The sequence below is a fragment of the Labrenzia sp. PHM005 genome (genome assembly GCF_006517275.1).
Lineage (GTDB): Bacteria > Pseudomonadota > Alphaproteobacteria > Rhizobiales > Stappiaceae > Roseibium.
Window position 1 is genome coordinate 4,697,466 of sequence record NZ_CP041191.1, and the last position, 17,907, is coordinate 4,715,372.

21 protein-coding genes and 1 pseudogene are annotated in these 17,907 nt (G+C 53.5%); 7 read left to right on the forward strand and 15 right to left on the reverse strand.

Translation table 11 applies throughout. The features are described 5' to 3' along the window. Window positions 1–4 precede the first annotated feature (4 nt). The 5 genes from FJ695_RS21220 to FJ695_RS21240 form a co-directional block, all read right to left on the reverse strand. Window positions 5–586: a cytochrome c gene (locus FJ695_RS21220; protein WP_141187297.1), complete on the reverse strand. Its 582-nt coding sequence runs from the start codon at window positions 584–586 to the stop codon at window positions 5–7. A gap of 59 nt (window positions 587–645) precedes the next feature. After that, on the reverse strand, window positions 646–990 hold the full coding sequence (locus FJ695_RS21225) for a hypothetical protein (RefSeq protein WP_141187298.1): 345 nt from the start codon (window positions 988–990) through the stop codon (window positions 646–648). A gap of 7 nt (window positions 991–997) precedes the next feature. Beyond that, window positions 998–1,417, reverse strand: coding sequence for a cytochrome c (locus FJ695_RS21230; protein ID WP_141187299.1), 420 nt, complete (start codon window positions 1,415–1,417; stop codon window positions 998–1,000). 500 nt (window positions 1,418–1,917) lie between these two features. Further along, entirely contained in the window at window positions 1,918–2,478 is a 561-nt protein-coding gene (locus FJ695_RS21235) for a hypothetical protein (protein ID WP_141187300.1), read from the reverse strand. Between the two features lie 91 nt (window positions 2,479–2,569). Then, window positions 2,570–2,974, reverse strand: coding sequence for a MerR family transcriptional regulator (locus tag FJ695_RS21240; protein ID WP_209010759.1), 405 nt, complete (start codon window positions 2,972–2,974; stop codon window positions 2,570–2,572). Between the two features lie 91 nt (window positions 2,975–3,065). Between FJ695_RS21240 and FJ695_RS21245 the strand changes: the two genes are divergently transcribed. The 4 genes and pseudogenes from FJ695_RS21245 (at window position 3,066) to FJ695_RS21260 (ending at window position 4,855) form a co-directional block, all read left to right on the forward strand. After that, the gene (locus tag FJ695_RS21245) at window positions 3,066–3,389 is read left to right on the forward strand and encodes a hypothetical protein (protein WP_141187301.1); all 324 of its coding nucleotides are present in this window, start codon (window positions 3,066–3,068) and stop codon (window positions 3,387–3,389) included. A 2-nt stretch (window positions 3,390–3,391) separates the two neighbouring features. Then, the gene (locus tag FJ695_RS28355; RefSeq protein WP_141187302.1) at window positions 3,392–3,610 is read left to right on the forward strand and encodes a GDCCVxC domain-containing (seleno)protein; all 219 of its coding nucleotides are present in this window, start codon (window positions 3,392–3,394) and stop codon (window positions 3,608–3,610) included. A 185-nt stretch (window positions 3,611–3,795) separates the two neighbouring features. Then, window positions 3,796–4,269: pseudogene (locus FJ695_RS21255) on the forward strand (Crp/Fnr family transcriptional regulator); the annotation flags it as partial. Window positions 4,270–4,471: 202 nt separating this feature from the next. After that, window positions 4,472–4,855 carry a hypothetical protein gene (locus tag FJ695_RS21260; RefSeq protein ID WP_141187304.1) on the forward strand — a complete coding sequence of 128 codons (384 nt, stop codon included), beginning with the start codon at window positions 4,472–4,474 and terminating at the stop codon, window positions 4,853–4,855. A 104-nt stretch (window positions 4,856–4,959) separates the two neighbouring features. Here the strand turns inward: FJ695_RS21260 and FJ695_RS21265 are convergent, their stop codons facing one another. The 3 genes from FJ695_RS21265 to FJ695_RS21275 form a co-directional block, all read right to left on the reverse strand. Beyond that, a complete protein-coding gene (locus tag FJ695_RS21265; RefSeq protein WP_141187305.1) occupies window positions 4,960–6,060 on the reverse strand; it encodes a hypothetical protein in 1,101 nt (366 codons plus the stop codon). 300 nt (window positions 6,061–6,360) lie between these two features. Then, entirely contained in the window at window positions 6,361–7,335 is a 975-nt protein-coding gene (locus tag FJ695_RS21270) for a hypothetical protein (RefSeq protein WP_141187306.1), read from the reverse strand. Window positions 7,336–7,520: 185 nt separating this feature from the next. Beyond that, window positions 7,521–7,781 (reverse strand): hypothetical protein, encoded by a 261-nt coding sequence (locus tag FJ695_RS21275; protein WP_209010760.1) that lies wholly within the window; start codon window positions 7,779–7,781, stop codon window positions 7,521–7,523. A 193-nt stretch (window positions 7,782–7,974) separates the two neighbouring features. Between FJ695_RS21275 and FJ695_RS21280 the strand changes: the two genes are divergently transcribed. Together FJ695_RS21280 and FJ695_RS21285 are read left to right on the forward strand one after the other, a co-directional pair. After that, the gene (locus FJ695_RS21280; protein WP_141187307.1) at window positions 7,975–9,210 is read left to right on the forward strand and encodes a cytochrome P450; all 1,236 of its coding nucleotides are present in this window, start codon (window positions 7,975–7,977) and stop codon (window positions 9,208–9,210) included. 70 nt (window positions 9,211–9,280) lie between these two features. Then, window positions 9,281–10,489: a glycerophosphodiester phosphodiesterase family protein gene (locus FJ695_RS21285; RefSeq protein WP_209010761.1), complete on the forward strand. Its 1,209-nt coding sequence runs from the start codon at window positions 9,281–9,283 to the stop codon at window positions 10,487–10,489. 79 nt (window positions 10,490–10,568) lie between these two features. Here FJ695_RS21285 and FJ695_RS21290 read toward each other — a convergent pair whose 3' ends face one another. The 6 genes from FJ695_RS21290 to FJ695_RS21315 form a co-directional block, all read right to left on the reverse strand. After that, window positions 10,569–11,168, reverse strand: a complete 600-nt coding sequence (locus tag FJ695_RS21290; RefSeq protein ID WP_141187308.1) for a MerR family transcriptional regulator — start codon at window positions 11,166–11,168, stop codon at window positions 10,569–10,571. 8 nt (window positions 11,169–11,176) lie between these two features. After that, a complete protein-coding gene (locus FJ695_RS21295; RefSeq protein WP_141187309.1) occupies window positions 11,177–11,482 on the reverse strand; it encodes an integration host factor subunit alpha in 306 nt (101 codons plus the stop codon). 143 nt (window positions 11,483–11,625) lie between these two features. Continuing rightward, a complete protein-coding gene (locus tag FJ695_RS21300) occupies window positions 11,626–12,603 on the reverse strand; it encodes a beta-ketoacyl-ACP synthase III (RefSeq protein WP_141187310.1) in 978 nt (325 codons plus the stop codon). Then, window positions 12,600–13,664: a phosphate acyltransferase PlsX gene (plsX, locus tag FJ695_RS21305; RefSeq protein WP_141187311.1), complete on the reverse strand. Its 1,065-nt coding sequence runs from the start codon at window positions 13,662–13,664 to the stop codon at window positions 12,600–12,602. The genes FJ695_RS21300 and plsX overlap by 4 nt, the downstream gene beginning before the upstream one ends. Before the next feature lie 201 nt (window positions 13,665–13,865). After that, a complete protein-coding gene (locus FJ695_RS21310) occupies window positions 13,866–14,438 on the reverse strand; it encodes a DUF177 domain-containing protein (protein ID WP_141187312.1) in 573 nt (190 codons plus the stop codon). A gap of 20 nt (window positions 14,439–14,458) precedes the next feature. Next, window positions 14,459–15,016: a ubiquinol-cytochrome C chaperone family protein gene (locus FJ695_RS21315; RefSeq protein WP_141187313.1), complete on the reverse strand. Its 558-nt coding sequence runs from the start codon at window positions 15,014–15,016 to the stop codon at window positions 14,459–14,461. 115 nt (window positions 15,017–15,131) lie between these two features. Here FJ695_RS21315 and FJ695_RS21320 point away from each other — a divergent pair, with 115 nt between their 5' ends. Further along, on the forward strand, window positions 15,132–15,569 hold the full coding sequence (locus FJ695_RS21320) for an outer membrane protein assembly factor BamE (RefSeq protein WP_141187314.1): 438 nt from the start codon (window positions 15,132–15,134) through the stop codon (window positions 15,567–15,569). 73 nt (window positions 15,570–15,642) lie between these two features. Here the strand turns inward: FJ695_RS21320 and FJ695_RS21325 are convergent, their stop codons facing one another. After that, on the reverse strand, window positions 15,643–17,781 hold the full coding sequence (locus FJ695_RS21325; protein WP_141187315.1) for a sodium-translocating pyrophosphatase: 2,139 nt from the start codon (window positions 17,779–17,781) through the stop codon (window positions 15,643–15,645). Between the last annotated feature and the right edge of the window lie 126 nt (window positions 17,782–17,907).

Genomic DNA, 17,907 nt, shown 5'->3' on the forward strand with positions numbered 1-17,907 from the left:
GGGCCTACTTTTTCTCGATGCGGAACTTTGTGTGACAGGCCGAGCACGTTTGCGCTGTCATGTTAAAGAGCCCCTGCACCGGCATTTGCGCAAGGAGCTCGGGATTCTGCATGTGCGACGGATCCCCCATCATGCCGCTCTGGCCCATCATGGTGTCTTGGCCCATCAAGCCGCCCTGGCTCATCATAGTGCCCCCGGCGACCGGTTTGGAAAGTCCGTTGTCTGCGGCTTCTCCCAGAGCGGTTGCGAACAGTTCCAGCTGCCCGGAAATACTGGAAAACTCTTCCCAATTGGACCAAATCTCGGGCTTGGCTTCTGAAGGCCCTTCAATACTGCCTTCAGGAAACTGCTTCGTTAGCGCTTCGCCGGAATGGCTTTGAAGGATTTCTGCCCCCTTGCGAACGGCCGATGCGTCATACTCGGTTTCACCGCGCATCATTGCGGAGAGTGACTTCATGACTTTGCCCATGGCCCCCATGGCATCCATGCGCTCTTTGACAATTCCAGTGGCGCCACCATGCGCCACAGCAGCAGCAACGCCTGAAACAACAAGCGCTCCCGAAAGAAAAAATACGGACAGTTTCATTGGTTTCTCTTTCCTATACCAGAATATATGGCGGCTTGAGCCACCGTTTTGCGCTGGGATTAGGAAAGGTGTCGTGGGGGCGGAGGTTCAACCGCGCCGGATTTTAACAAAACCAGCCCCGTTTCTATGATTTCAACATCGCTGGGGAACGCGGGCGAAATCGGTTCGAATTCGCACGTCAAAGCAAGCAGATTGGCGCCGCAGTGAACTGTTTGCGCCTCAGCAAATCCGATATCCCCTTGATCGGTGTCGACACGATGATGATCAAGTGTGTCTCCTTGCTCATGACCATGATGGTCGTGACCTGTCATCGGATGATTGAACGTGGCACCACCAACCAAAAACATCAGCACTGCGACTGACATCAAAAACTGGCTCAGGAATGTTGGCAGAGCGCTCTTCATTGGACCTTTAATAAATTCCATTGGCTCTTTGAACGAGACGGACATATGCAACAATCAGCTCAACGTTCCGCCGGGTCAAGCCTTCGACCGGGGGCATGTTCCCAAACTGCCAGTGATGTGCCCGAACTCCCTGCTTGACGGCGAGGAAAAACGAACCGTCGGCATGATGGCTCGGTTCGTAAATCTTGTGCACGAGTGGCGGAGCAATGCCTTGCTGTCCGGCAGCGTTCGAGCCATGGCAACTGGCACAATTTTCGTTGTAAGCCCGCTCACCGAGTTTTGTCGTTCCGTCTAGGGGCGGAACGACAACCTCAACCATCGCCTGCCCCTGTTCACCCGAAGGTTCACCGGACCGCTTGCCAAACAGGAAATAACCTCCAGCGGCAATTAAAGCTAAGCACAACAAAAACAGAAGCTTCCGTTGCATCAAGTCAGTTCTCCCGCTCGCTCGTCAATCAAATGCTCAAAAATCCAAACATGACCTAAGTCAGTTTCGCTTCGCCGCGTAGCTCCGTCCATCGCCGGATACACTGGACACGTCAGGGATGGACAAAGACAGTTTGTGTTTCGAGGACATAGAAGCGCCTGATGCGAAGTTAATTGGCGCTCCACAAATGGGACTTCCAGTTGCTGGAAGGTCAACAGACATACTCAAATATTTTTATACAGCTCTACCTGCTGGCCTTACCCAAGCACGAACCTTCATAACCGGCAGTATTTTCGACAAGACGTAAATCATGAAGGTCAGTGATCCGGATAGGAGCTGCGGCCACGATGTTGCAGCGCTCGATATCGCGCCCCAAATAACCTGAATGCAGCCTCGGAGCCATGCGGGTTACCGGGTTTGAACTCCATCAACGTGCGCCGCGCTAATCCGAATTTACTACGAAAAAGCGAGCGGCTGTGCTCACATTACGTTCGCACAGCCTAATGCGGGTTTTCGCCACGTGCGATTGCCAGGTGATGGCTTTGATGATGCATGCCAAGCGTCATGACCCCGATGAAACTTAGGCCCTTGATCTTGGACGCATCTTCAATGGGCCCGGTTACCGTTAACACGGCTCCTTCCGGAACTTCTTCCGCGCTCAGGTTCCAGCCGAACGTTCCGGACATTTCGAGACTGTGTGCAAGAAACATATTCTTGATCGATAGGCGAACAGTGTCCTGTTTTGATGTAACCGTGAACCGAGCGCCGTCAATCAGAGCTTCCACGGCAACGGTTGAATACAGTGTGACATTATCCATGTCAGCCAAATGAACACGGAGAGCCTCCAGATCTACCCGCTCCCAATTCGTTTGCGGATCGGAGAGCAACAGCTCTACGATTTCCTGAACAGAGGCAAAGGCCCCCTGCCCTGGCTCTTTCGGCACAAATGCATCTGAGATCCGATGTTGATGCATGTCGGCGTGACTGTGTGCTGCCGTTTCGGCAAGGCTCGAGCTGATGACAAGCATCAGGACAATGGGCAGCATCAAAAGATGTTTCATGAGAGGGCTCCCTGTAGCGATCTTCAGGGTTTACCCGGCAGACGCAAGCGCTCATATGATAGCGATCATGTCAGATCGGTTGAAAGTTCAGCTATCCAACGAGGCGCAACTTCTTCAACATTGGACAGTCTGTGCGACCACGCGAACAATTTTCAGTCAGCTGCCTCAGTGCGACATCGAGTTGACTTAACTCAGCGATTTTTTCTTGAACATTTGCTCGGTGCGTTTCAGCAATCTTCTTAACAGACTGACAATCGGTTCGCTGCTGTTCAGAGAGTTCCAACAGCGTTTTTGCATCGATCAATTTGAAACCCAGATCCCGGCATTTTCTCAGGAAACGCAACCTGCCGATATCAACAAGCGAGTAAAGCCGCCTGTTGTTGGCAGCCCGGTCAGGTTTGGGGACTATCCCTTCCCGTTCGTAATAGCGAATTGTTTCAATTCCAACTCCGCTTCGACGAGCGGCTTCTCCAATCGCAAACAAGTGGGTGGGCATCGCTTGATCCTGTAGTGGCTACAGGAGTTATAGGTCTCATTCAGCGCCGTCCACAAGGAGCGGCAAGCGAAAACGCATCAGGGAACAAAATATGAGGAGCTATCTCGGGATCAGTTACGTGGCATCCATAGGCTCGATTGGCGTCGCGTCCTGTTGCGTTTTGCCTATGACAATGATGTTGCTAGGGGTTGGCGGCGGTTGGATTGCGATATTCGGGCAAGTCACAGCATACAGCTACTATGTGCTCGGTGTATCGACGGCATTGCTTATTGCAGTCTGGTTCCTGTCGTTCAGAAGGCAGACAATTGGTAGGCTGAAATGGTGGTTGAGCGGATCGACGATCTTTACAGGGACGGCATGGATCATTGTCGCCTATGAGGCAGCGATCAACGACTTCCTAATTTCAAAAATGTAGCCATGACAGATCAAACACCAGTACTGGAAAGCACAATCACATGTCCCAATTGCGGACATGTCGAAATCGAAACCATGCCGACCGATGCGTGCCAGTGGTTCTATGAGTGCAAATCGTGTCACACAGTGCTGAAACCACTGGAAGGTGATTGTTGCGTCTTCTGTTCTTATGCGACGGTTCCGTGTCCGCCGATCCAACAGGGAAGCAATTGTTGCAATTAGGACAGATTGAATACGAAGTCGCATCCAACAAGTTGGTCACGGCTCCCACTCGACCCAGCCAAGAGAGGTCTCGAATTTCGAGAGTTCTTCCCAGGCAACAAGTTCGTTTATGATAGCGAAGTGTCTGATTGGCGTTCATAGGTATTCGCGGATGCAGTCCAGAGATCATTTGAAAAGGCGAACGCCTCTTTCATACGGGCGATGGCATCTTGAACGTGTTTTTGGTACAGGGCGGCCAGATCGATCTGGTTCGGGTCACCCCTTCGGGAAATGAGATCGTGCTGAATAGCGCCAGTCAGGACTCGGTATTGGCCGAGGCCTCTGTGTATTCAGAGGTCTATCACTGCGATGCGATTGCCCGGTGTCAAACCACAGTTGCTCAGCTTGGAACAAACGAATTCAAAGACCGCCTGGCATCCAACCGCGCCTGGGCTGAGAACTGGGCGGCCAGTCTTGCCCATTCCGTTCAAAGGGCACGCTTGAACACGGAAGTCCGCAGCCTGAAAAAAGTATCCGACCGCTTCGACTTCTGGATCAATGTCAAATACAGCTCTTATCCGGATAGACAGATTAAGGACATCGCCGCGGAAATCGGCATGTCACCAGAGGCGCTTTACCGGGAGCTGGCAAAGCGGCGCCATACCGCAAAACAATCGTAACTAGGCATGAAACCTGATCGACCGCATGTTCTAGAGACATAATTCGATAATTTTTTCGACGCTCTTGTTTGGGCGTCGGACAATCCTTACGTTGCCGTCCCTCACTTTGAGGCTAAGTTGTGCAGGGTTATACCCGCTTCTTTTTGGTCGCCTTTGGATCATCAGGCATTTTAGTATCTTCTGCATTCAGGAGGATTCAAACATGAATTTGAACACTATTCTTTTTGCAGTTCTGGCCGTGGCACTACATTTGGTGCCCTTTGCAGCAGTGGCCGAAGACTTTGATTATGTCAGCAGCAATCACAGCTGGTCGATCAGCTGCAACCCATCGGGCTATGTTTTGCGGTCCCAATATCCGGTCACCCGGTTTCATGAAGCCGGAGTCAATTCTTCCGTGACCCGGGAAAAGGAAACGCTCTATCTGGGCCGCTCCTGCGATGCCTCCCACACGGTTTTGGGTAACGGCAAATGGTGCTGGGCAAATGGCGGCTTTTCCGCCGAATTCGATAAAATGCGCATGGGCTTTCCCAGGCAGGAACTGATGTGCCCGACCCCGCAGGACGATTTTCTGGGATGCCGGTGCTAACGGCGTTGCCCGCAGATCCGCAGTGGAGACCGCCATCCCCTTTCCGGCCTAACTGAAGAACAACCTGTCCTACATCAGACGTCTCATCCAATGCAACGGCCGCTCTAACGGACGGTTGCCGGTACCTTCAGCTCCGTGTGCAGTTTCTTAAGCGCATCTTCGGCCCGCCTGATCGATGTTCCATCGACGTTTTTCGCGCTGTAGCCATATAGCGATGCAGCGTTGTCAAAAAAGTTGCCTCTTTTGAAATACGCCTTGTACAGCGTGTTGATCCGCGCGTCCGATTTATCTCCGGTATCAACATATTCAACATAGGTTTCAGCCATTCCCCAACGCTCGGAGAACCGGTCATAAGCCCAAGGGCCTTTTTCGTGGCATTTCGGATAAGTCGGATCCCGTGGCGACTTGCTGATCGGCATTCTCGTGACACTGCGATTATGATAGCCATGTTTGCCATGTTCTTGGGTATAAACAGCAAACCGATCCTGTTGCGTGATGTGGTTCATCCAGAACATCAACTCGATTTTGTCCTGTAATTTGGCCTGCTGGTTCGTGATATCGGGAATTGCCCTGAAATAAGGAGACTTTTTCAGCTCTTCGCGCAGGGTTTCTTTTTCCTTTTCGCTGCGCTTGCTGGTGTCGATCGCTGTTGCGGCCAGCAAGATCTTCAGCCGCAAGCTTCTCACATGCATCTGCAGTTTGGTTTTCATATTGTCCGGGTCTTTGATGATGCTCTCCGCGGAGGCATTCAGCGCCCCGGCAGTCAAAGCGGATTTTGCCGCCGCACTGAGATCTCCCGAAATCTTGTCGTAGACCGAGCCCAAGATGAAGTGCAAGGTGGCGTTGCTGCTGGCAAACTCTGCAGCATTGTACATGCGCATACTGTCTTTTTTGACGATGTAGTCCAGGATAGGGCCATGGAGTGCACTCAAGGCTCCCTTACCGGTCGCAGTTTTTAAGCAAGCCGTTCCGATGGTCGCGGTCAGGATAGAACCGCCGCAGACACTGAGCGCCAGCAAAGCCAAAGCCGCTTTTTCTTCGTTTGCTTTGGCTGCCGCCGCCTTGTCGGCATCTATGGTTGCTTTGAATTTCTTATATGCGTTGTTGTAGGCAATGGAGAAGGGACCGACATATTTGGTGATCCACAAATCCATGGCCGCCATCGCAGCCCGGTCGATTGTCATTCCCTTATACAAATCAGACATCACGGTCTCCCACATCCGGTTCGATGCGCAAATAAAACTTTCCGATTCACCTGAATAAACCGGTCAGCGAGCGGTACGTACCATCCACGTCACGCTCTCTTTTTATGAAAAATCGCACGCATTAACTGTAACACAGAGCACACATACTCTGATTTCAAATGGCGATTACTGAATAGCGACGGAAACACCTATACCACTTGCAGTTGCGCAAGTATCCCTTTTCAAAACCCGAACGAAGAATGGCAGCTTAGCGATCAAAAGCAGTCACCAATCCACCAAGCACCGGGATTTCCCCGGCCACTATTTCCGGGCCCGATCTTTATGTGCGTATTTGTTTTTGGCGGCCATGGATGCGTTTGAGAGTTGAATGAGCCTGTCCTCAATCTTTTGCCAGAACAAAGCTAGCGTCCTGGAGGTGATATAGCCTCTCATGTCTTTATTATAGTTTTGGGTGTTTCCTTGCCGGTCGAACCACTTGAACGATCTCGGGACATTTTCGGAAAAATCCCTCGTCGAATATTCCTTTTGGATCGCACGGTCTGCCGCCACAGCCATTTCCATCATTTGATAAGCAAACTGGGTCGAGAATTGATCGAACAACTTGTCAAATACGTGCCGGTCATAATCGATTTTCTTGATCAGCTCATCGATAATCGCTTTTTCGCTCATAGGCTTGGTGGTCTTTCCAAACAATGCCGTTCCGAGCGCCGCGGTCTGATAGCTAATCAGTTTGTCACCGCCCCTTTGATATACATTGGGGAGTTCGGGTAGCTTCTTTAGGATTTTTTGGCGGAGACCAACCATGCCGGCATTTTGCGGGCGTATCTGGTTCACGCCCTTGGCGAGATACGTCGTAGATTTATTGCCCGGTACCGCGAGGACAGAAATAAAAAATATCATGACTGCTTTGTCCCACAACGCACTGACGGAATTAAAGCGACCTTCCATCCCGACTTGCCTGATTTCATCAATCACCGCCACAGCGACACCGGCTTTCAGTCGGGAGAGAGTCTGTGTGACATATGTGGCCTCGTACCCAGCTACCATTTCGTCAGAGGCCCCAACCCCAGCCCTCCATCTCGCTATGCCTGTTAGAAATCGGGAGGCCAACCCCATTCCCACCACGGACATCGCCGCCGTCCAGAAGGCCGCCTCGCCGATTTTCGATGCGACGAAATAGTTTCCATATTGGTCTAGGGATTTTTGGTGGGCCAACATCGACCGGTAGTAGTTGGCGGCATATTGTCCGGCGTGATTGCGGTACTGCTCAAACATGGGTGGCGGCTCCAATGCTGTCGCCCGCAAGGTTGGTTCTGCGGGGTCCTGACGTTTGGTATCTGACCGCCCCAGGTCAAACGATGCGGGACCACTGTCTTCTATCCAGCCGCTAGTTGCAGTGACAGGAGTCACATTCCGTTTGCGTAATGCTTCAATTAACTTTCAGGAATGATCTCAGCTCGTCACGCCACCTGCCGCGCCTTTTCCAGGCGTCCCAAAAAATCGGACAGCCAGGCGATTTCTCTCAAATAGACCTCCATGCTGAGGGACGCCAGATCCATCAAGAGGCTTTGAGGGTCCGGGTCGTCAAAGCCCGTTTCCAGGAGAAACGCATGATATTCTTTTTGAAAAATCCCCGGCATGTGCATGCTCGCCCCCTGAAGTTCCGCTGCCCTTTGATGCAGCGCCTGTAGCAGGTGTTGGCGGACCATAAGAGAGGCCACTGGGGCATCCGCATTGTCAATTCTATCCTTTCCTCACAATCCCCAGCCGCTATCCTCTTTCGGTAGAGCCAACTGCGGAAAACCCGCTTCCCGGCTGGCGTAGGCTGCTTTTCACTTGTATTTTGAGAAGAATAGCCTTTTGACCGATTCGCCGAGATGCGCGGTCTGCACTTCTCCGTTCCATGAGCCTAGAATGAGCCACACTTCCGATCTTGCTTTTACACCGTTGTCAGATACTTTTGCCCAGGATCCCTATCCGTTTTATGCAGCGCTTCGCGCCCAGGAGGGGTTGACTTATTTCGAGGATTTTGACGTCTGGCTCGCGTCTCGCTTTGATGATGTTTCCGAAATCGTCATGAGCGAACACATGGTCCGCTCCATGGAGCATATTGCAGCTCCTGAAGAGATTGCGCGCCAAAAACGGGATGGCAATTGGCACGACATGCCACACCACTCCCGTTTCGTGCAGTTTTCCCTGCTCGACAGCGACGGCGAGGTGCACGACCGGCTCCGCAAACAGGTTTTCAGACTGTTCACCCCGGTCATGATCAACAAGCTCCGGGACGAGATTCAGGCCTATGTCGACAGTCTGATTGACGGCCTTGCCGACCGGACGGAAATCGACTTTATTGAGGATCTCGCGGCCCATGTGCCCGGCCATATCATCGGCCGTATTTTAGGTGTGCCGGACGAAGACTGTCCCCAACTGCGGATCTGGTCTGAAAACATCGTCCAGTTTTTCGACATCGACCGGTCTGATGAGCGCAAGAACCTCGCTGAGCGCAACACCACCGAGTTTTATCACTACTTGTCGGACTTAAAGCGCCAACGTGAGGCCGCGCCGAAAGACGACCTGATCTCGGTGATGATCGAAGCGCAGAAAACCGGACATATGAACGAGGACGAGTTCATATCGACCGCCATGCTGATCTTGATGGCCGGCCACGGCTCGACCATCGACGTTCTTGGCAGCGGTATGCATGCCCTATTGAAATTCCCGGACCAAATGCAACGGTTGCGGGACGATCAAAGCCTGATGAAGACGGCCGTCCAGGAAATGTTCCGCTATGAATCCCCCCTGCCATTCTTCCACCGTTATGTCAGCCAAGAGATGGACGTCTGCGGCCAAAAATTTCCGCGCGGGACCAAATTCGGCGTGCTCTATGGTTCGGCCAACCGCGATCCCAAACAATTTCCAGACGCGGAAAAATTTGATGTTGGCCGTTCGCCCAACTGGCACATCGCCTTTGGCCGCGGCCCACATTTCTGCCTCGGCAACCACCTTGCCCGATTGGATATGGACATTATCTTTTCCACATTGCTGCGCCGGTTTTCAAAAATTGAATTGGCCGCAGACGATGTCCGTTACAAGCGCGGCTTGTCCGTCAGAGGTCCGGAAGCTTTGAAAATCCAATGGTCGCCAGCATGATCTGGCCGAAAATCCAACTGCGATAATATTGTGAAAATCCGGCGGCCGACTTAGGGAGAACCTGATACCGATGCGTATATTCAAAATGGCTGCTGCGGTAGCCTTTACCGGTTTGGCGGCATCCGCATTCGCCGCCACGATTGAGCTTGGCCCCCGCCCCTATTATCTCATCGACCAGATGGATGACGGCCCGCTGAAGGAGAAACTCAGCGCCTGTATTGGCCAGCCTTTGAAAAGCACTGAGTTTTCCATCGGCCACCGGGGCGCTGCGCTACAGTTCCCGGAACATACAAGAGAAAGCTACAAGGCCGCGGCCCGGATGGGTGCTGGTATCGTTGAGTGTGATGTCACCTTTACCAAAGACAAGGAATTGGTTTGCCGGCACGCTCAAAATGATCTGCACACGACCACAAACATCCTGACGAGCGACCTGGCGGCCAAGTGCACCAGAGGCTTTAAGGCGGCGATTGGCGAAACACCGGCCTCAGCCGAATGCCGCGCTTCAGATGTGACGCTTGCCGAGTTCAAAACCCTCAACGGCAAGATGGATGCGGCCAACAAAAAAGCCACAACTGTAGAAGACTACATGGACGGCACTGCGGGTTGGCGGACCGATCTTTATGCCACCAAGGGCTCCCTGATGACCCACAAGGACTCCATCGACCTGTTTCGCGATTTAGGTGTCAAATTCACGCCTGAGCTGAAGTCACCTTCCGTGGAGATGCCTTATGAGGGATTTTCTCAGGAAGACTATGCGCAAAAGCTAATTGACGAGTACAAGGCCGCAGGTATTCCGGCAGCAGACGTATTTCCGCAGTCTTTCAATCTCAATGACGTGCTTTATTGGATCAAAAACGAGCCAGAGTTTGGCAAACAGGCTGTCTATCTCGAAGGCCGGCTGCGCCAATCCGGGTTTGACCCAATGGCTCCGGAGAACTTGTCGCCTACCATGGCCGAGTTGAAGGAGATGGGCGTCAATTACCTCGCTCCGCCGCTCTGGGTTTTGCTCACGATGGAGGAAGGGAAGATCGCGCCATCAGCCTACGCAAAGGCTGCCAACGCGGCCGGGCTCAAGCTGATTGCATGGACCCTGGAACGCTCCGGTCCGCTCACAAACGGCGGTGGCTGGTACTTCCAGACGGTCAAGGACGCAATAGACAGCGATGGTAAGGTCTATGAGGTTGTCGATGTCCTGGCGAAAGAGGCCGGAGTTGTCGGCATCTTCTCCGACTGGCCTGCAACCACATCCTTTTATGCGTCCTGCATGGGGCTGAAGTGACCGCAAAATTTGGACAAGAACCAAAGACGCCGCCCTTTTCGGGCGGCGTCTTTGGTTTCAAGTGATTTGCAGCTTTTTCCTACCGTGCCCGGTCGAGTGTGCGCTTGCATTCCAGGAGTTCGAACAAGGTCGCCTGAAGGCGGCGAATATCGTCCTTGGAGATCGCAGAGCTTGGGTCCGTTTTAGCAGGTTCCTGCTTTTCACCGCGCAGCCGCCCTAAAATATTCAAACCGCCACCGGATGACGCTGCTGGCGCTTTTTCCGATACCTCCGCCAAAACCCCGTCTGGCAAGGTCTCATATGCAGGGGCCGCCGCGACTTCGGCAACATCCTCGTTGAGGGCTTCTGTTGGTGTCACTGGCAAGGCGTCCGGCACGGGCTCTGCCTGCGGACTTACATCGTCCCGCCAGATCTGCATGACAACGCGCGGCCCTTGTTCCTTCAGGATCCGTTGCACACCTTTGATGGTATAGCCTTCACCATAAAGCAGATGACGGATGCCTCGTAACAGCTCGACGTCATCGGGACGATAATAGCGCCGCCCCCCCCCGCGTTTGAGCGGTTTGATCTGCGAGAAGCGGGTTTCCCAGAAGCGCAGCACATGCTGCGGCAAATCCAGGTCCTCAGCAACTTCGCTGATCGTTCGAAAGGCGTCCGGGCTTTTATCCTGTGAACTCATGCCACCTGTTAGTTGCCGGTCAGAGCGTCATTAATCCGTTGTTTCAATACATTGGATGGTTTGAACACCATCACCCGGCGTGGTGAGATCGGAACCTCTTCGCCGGTTTTCGGATTGCGTCCAATGCGCTCGCCTTTGGAGCGCACAACAAACGACCCGAAACTCGATAATTTTACCGATTCTCCGGTAACAAGACAGTCTGAAATTTCGGAAAGTACACGCTCTACCAATTCAGAAGATTCGGTCCGGGAAAGCCCCACCTTCTGATAAACGGCTTCACACAGATCCGCACGGGTAATAGTCCGGTTGCCCATAACCCCTCCTCAGGAACGCCATTGATCTGGCTGATATTACACAGAAACTCCGCAGCAGGGCCTTACGGTATTGCCTGAAAGGGAGCCGGTCAACAGGAACTCTGCATACCAATACGATTTGTTTAACCGCTCGGCAGAAATAACTACCAGCGCAGAAGTACCGAACCCCAGGTAAATCCGCCGCCCATCGCTTCCAGCATGACGAGATTGTCTTTTTTGACACGTCCATCGCGAACGGCCAGGTCCAGCGCCAAGGGAATCGACGCTGCGGAGGTATTGCCGTGCTTTTGAACCGTAGTCACGACCTTTTCCGGAGCGATTTTCAGCTTCTTCGCGCTGGCATCGATGATGCGTTTGTTGGCCTGATGGGGAATGAACCAGGTGAGATCCTCAGATGTCAGCCCGGTCGCCTTATAGGCATCTTCGATCACATCGGTGATCATACCCACCGCATGTTTGAAGACTTCTTTGCCTTCCATGCGCAAATACCCAACGGTCTGGGTCGAAGACGGACCGCCATCGACAAAGAGCTTGTCCTTGTGACGACCATCTGAACGAAGATGTGATGTCAGAATACCTGTGTCTGCGTTTGTCCCTGCCCCTTCGGCAGCCTCAACAACCACAGCCCCGGCGCCATCGCCAAATAGAACGCAGGTTGTCCTGTCGTTCCAATCCAGGATCCGCGAAAAGGTTTCCGCCCCAATCACCAGGCAGCGCTTGGACATGCCAGAGCGGATATAGGCATCGGCCGTGGTCAATGCGTAGACAAAACCGGAGCACACTGCGTGTACGTCAAAGGCAAAACCATGTGTGATGCCGAGACGTGCCTGAACCGACACAGCGGTTGCCGGAAAGGTGTTGTCCGGCGTGGCGGTCGCAAGAATGATCGTATCGATATCGGAAGCAGTCCGTCCGGCGCTTTCCAAAGCCCGCAAAGCAGCTTCAACAGCCAAATCTGACGTCACCTGCCCTTCAGCAGCCACATGACGCTGTTCGATCCCCGTCCGCTGAACAATCCATTCATCGGAGGTGTCGACCATTTTGGCCAGATCGCTGTTGCTAAGGACTTTTTCCGGCAGATAGCTCCCGGTACCGGTTACGATTGAACGGATCACGCTCACTTATTACCTTCCGATGTCGGCGCGGCTTCGGCGAAGCGCCCGCGATGATAATGCACAAGATCCTGAGCGATCTTATGGGTCAATTCGTTTTTCACCATGTCGTAGGCCAAATCAATAGCCGATGCGAAGCCTTCCGAGTCGGTACCGCCATGGCTCTTGATGACAATGCCATTGAGGCCAAGGAACACGCCGCCATTGACTTTGCGTGGATCCATTTTCTCACGCAGAAGGTCAAATGCCCCTTTAGCAAAAAGGTAGCCCAGCTTCGACATGAAAGTCCGGTTCATGGACGACCGCAAATAACTGCCGATTTGTTTGGCTGTGCCTTCCGCCGTCTTCAGCGCGATATTGCCGGCAAAACCTTCAGTGACAACAACGTCAACAGTGCCAGCACCGAGATCGTTGCCTTCGACAAATCCGGCATAGTCGAGCGACCGCAGTGGAGTTTCGCGCAAGAGGCGCCCCGCTGTGCGGACCTCTTCCAGTCCTTTGACCTCTTCCACACCAATGTTCAACAGGCCGACAGTCGGTTTTTGAACGCCAAACAAGGCGCGCGCCATCGCGCCGCCCAAAATCGCGAAGTCGATCAGCTGCTGTGCATCGGCGCCGATGGTCGCACCGACATCGAGCACAACGGACTCCCCGCGAAGGGTGGGCCAGATCGCGGCAATCGCTGGGCGTTCGATGTTGGCCATGGTGCGCAGGCAGAACTTGGACATGGCCATGAGCGCGCCGGTATTGCCAGCAGAAACGGACACAGCGGCATCACCGGTTTTCACAGCTTCAATGGACTTCCACATACTGGACTTCCAGCGGCCTTGGCGCAGCGCTTGGCTCGGCTTTGTGTCCATGGCGATGGACACTTCGCAATGATGCAAGACTGAGGCGTCCCGCACACGCGGGTATTTGTCCAGCAGCGGGCGGACGACGTTTTCGTTGCCATAGAGCAAGAAACGGATGTCCGGATGGCGGACAAGCGCTATTTCAGCGCCAGGGATCACGACTTCGGCTCCGTAGTCGCCGCCCATGACATCAAGTGAAATTGGAATCGTTTTCGCCATACAAAGTCTTTAGACGTTTACCGGCAAGACGTTGACCGTCTCGCTCTCCCAGATGTTAAACCGATCCCAACGGGTCTCGAACCGGGCGCGAACATAAAGGTTTTGGCTGAGGTGACAACCGTTTTCCTAACTTCTGCGCTCCACGTGCACGAAAATATCCGTGGGATTTCGCCCCGGCATAGCGGGATAGCACCAAACAGATTATTTCTCAGACGGCTCCTTCAAGGCTCCTAAAGCAGCAAAGGGCGATGGCTTTTGTTCGCCTTCCGCGCTCTCCACAACCTCATCACTGTCTCCCCCTTCGAACTCAACGCCGGGTTTACGCGGGAAAGGATCAATTGTCAGTGCCAACTCTTCGCATATCACAGCCCCCAGGTCCAAAACTCCGTCCGTGATGACATCGGGCGGATCCAGAGACTCTAGATCAATTTCGATCTCACCGTCTTCGTTGAGGTCTTTGATCTTGCGCGGCCGGCTCGAGTGGGGTTCGAAGGTTCGATCAATGTCCAGATTAAACTCTTGAACAAAGGGTTCCAGCGAGACGACACAGGTCCGTCTCACGCTTGCTTTTATCGAACCAACCACGCGCAACCCTGCTTTCCGGTAAGGTTTCAGCAGAAGATCCGCTTTTAGACTTTCAATGCCGTCTAAGTCATAGGCCTTTGCAATCGCTGCAAGGTCCCGTTCACCGGGCACCACTTCGATCCTTTGGTCCTTATCAACCACCTGTGCAGCATTGACTTTGAACGTATAGGGGAAAGTTTCGGTCGCCATTTTTGTGTCCCGGGTTCGTTTCAGGAATTCTTGTTGTCCGGATCAAGAAAACGTTCCGCATCTGGCCAGGAGATGTCTCCCTTGATGAGATCGTCCGTTGCTTGCGAGGCCAAACTTGCTGCGGCGCCGATCACATATCGGGCCAAACGCTCCTGAGCAATCGGTTCTTCGTTTTCGGGAAAAATATTCCGTCCAAGAGCTAAAGCCAGTTCTTCTACATTTTCAGTGTCGATCGCAGACATATAAGCATCGGCACGGCCATAAAAAGCCTCTCCCATCTTTCGGACTTTCTTGGGAACCCGTGTATCGCTGACCCCCATTTCCCGCAAAGAACCGTCCATATCCTGAAAGAAGAGATCGAAGACTTCCTGAGTAAATTCAGCCACTTTCTTGCCTTCTCCCTGCATGCGTCGGAAATAAAGCACAGCATGAAGCACGATTAGGTCAAAACGTCCGTCAATCGTGTCAGGTACAAGAAACTCTGAATAAAACACCGGCTGCCGCGCTTGAGCCACGATTTCGCAGTAGGTTTTGTGCTCCGCATCACGGGTTCTTCGGCGGAACAGGCCGAGTATCATTGCGGTCTCCTCAAGATTAAAGGTGTTGCCTTGTGCCCTATCCCACGATAGTGACTTTGCCAAGCAACGAAATTGAAATGCAGCCGGTATGATCTGGCGTTATGGGAATTCATCGATGAACTTCAAGGCCTGCGCCCTGTTTCTTCCCCTGATGGCAACCCTGCCTCTGGGCGGCTGTTTTACCTCAACCTATACACATGGCCATGTGATTACATCGAATATGATGAATCAGGTTCAGGTCGGCTCAAGCCGCGAACAAGTGGAACTGGTGCTGGGAACCCCGTCGACAACGTCAAGCATCGACGGCGATGCGTATTACTACATTTCGCAAAAAACGGCCACGACTGCTTTCCTGGCGCCAGATATCGTTGAGCAGCGCGTCGTCGCAGTTTACTTCGATGAAGACGGGTATGTGAGAGATATGGGCAACTACTCGCTGGAAGACGGCAAAATCGTCGATATCGTGACCCGTGAAACCCGGACGGGCGGTAAAGATTACGGCTTCCTGAGCCAGATCCTGAAAGGTGCGGCCAACCCGGGCCTCGGCCTTTGAACCTAGTCACATTGGAAAACAAAAAAGCCCCGGTTCTCAGAACCGGGGCTTTTCTTGTCAAGTGATCATTCGATCAGTGCGCCAGCACCGCGAGCAGCAGAAGCGCCACGATGTTGGTGATCTTGATCATCGGGTTCACCGCAGGGCCTGCTGTATCCTTATAAGGATCGCCGACCGTATCACCGGTAACCGATGCCTTGTGCGCATCGCTGCCCTTCTGGTGGGTCACACCATCCTTGTCGGTAAAGCCATCTTCAAAGGACTTCTTGGCGTTGTCCCAGGCACCACCACCGGCGGTCATGGAGATCGCCACGAACAGACCGGTGACAATCACACCCAGCAGCATCGCGCCGAGAGCCGCGAAGGCATCGGCTGGTGTTGCCACGGCACGGACGACAAAGAACACCACGATCGGTGACAGAACCGGCAGCAGCGACGGAATGATCATTTCCTTGATCGCCGCTTTGGTCAGCATGTCGACCGCCCGGCCATAATCCGGCCGCTCAGTGCCTTCCATGATGCCCGGCTTTTCTTTGAACTGGCGGCGAACTTCTTCAACCACTGCGCCCGCAGCCCGGCCCACAGCAGTCATGGAAATGCCGCCGAAGAGATACGGCAGCAGACCGCCAAACAGCAAGCCAGCCACAACATACGGGTTGGACAAGGAGAACAAAGTGTCGACATTGATGCCTGCGAAGATCGAACCTTCTTCAGCCGTGCTGCTGAAGTATTTCAGATCTTCCGTGTAGGCTGCGAACAGCACCAGCGCGCCGAGACCAGCAGAACCGATGGCATAGCCTTTGGTCACTGCTTTCGTGGTGTTGCCGACCGCGTCCAGAGCATCCGTTGTCGTACGCACTTCATCCGGCAGGTTGGCCATTTCCGCAATACCGCCGGCATTGTCGGTTACTGGTCCAAACGCATCAAGCGCGACAACCATACCAGCCAGAGCCAGCATCGTGGTCACGGCAATCGCGATCCCGAAGAGACCGGCAAATGCGTATGTCACGAGAATACCTGCGATGATGATCAGCGCCGGCAAGGCCGTTGCTTCCAAAGAGACCGCAAGGCCCTGGATGACGTTGGTGCCGTGACCGGTGACAGATGCCTGGGCAATCGACTTCACCGGGCGATATTCGGTGCCGGTGTAATACTCCGTGACCCAGATGATCAGGCCGGTAACGATCAAGCCAATCAGACCGCAAACAAACAGATCGAAGCCGGTAAAGACTGTGCCACCTGATGTCGTGAATTCAGTTCCAGCACCAAGCCAGCCGAAGACGATGATTGCAAGCGCCACTGCGGACAGAACGGCTGTTGCAATAAAGCCTTTGTAGAGCGCACCCATGATGGAGTTGTTTTCGCCAAGCTTGACGAAGAACGTGCCAATGATGGATGTGACGACACAGCTTGCACCGATAAGAAGTGGCAGCAGCATCAGCTGAATGGCTTCCCCACCGGTGAAGAAGATCGAGGCCAGAACCATGGTGGCAACAACGGTCACCGCGTAGGTTTCGAACAAATCGGCGGCCATGCCGGCACAGTCGCCGACGTTGTCGCCAACGTTATCGGCGATGGTTGCCGGGTTGCGCGGATCATCTTCCGGGATGCCAGCTTCAACCTTACCGACAAGGTCGCCACCAACGTCTGCGCCTTTGGTGAAGATGCCGCCACCCAGACGGGCGAAAATCGAAATTAGGGAAGCACCAAAACCGAGAGCGACCAATGCGTCGATCACACCGCGGTCGGTTGCTTCAAAACCCATTGGGCCGGTTAGGATGGCGTAATAAACGGCCACACCTAAAAGCGCGAGACCTGCGACAAGAAGACCGGTGACAGCACCAGACTTGAATGCGATTTCAAGACCTGCACCCAAACTCTGGCTTGCAGCCTGAGCGGTCCGAACGTTGGCCCGGACGGACACCATCATACCGATGTAGCCAGCCGCACCGGAAAGAACGGCACCAATCGCGAAACCGATAGCTGCAGGTCCAGAAAGCAGGATCCATGCGAGTACAAAGACAACAGCACCGACAATCGCGATTGTCGTGTATTGTCGGTTGAGATATGCGCTGGCCCCTTCCTGGATCGCTTCGGCGATCTCCTGCATACGGGCATTACCCGCATCCGATGCCATAACGGACTGAATTGCCCATGCGCCATACGCAATGGACAAAAGGCCGCAAATAATGATGACGACAAGCTCGATCATGCTTCCTCCCAAGGCTGCGACGGGTGGCTTTTGTTTGTTGTTTTGCCCGCCAAATCACCTCACACATAGATTCCCCAGCGTGAAGCGCCCACACACTAGCAACAAAGCAGCGCGGGCCGTCAAGCT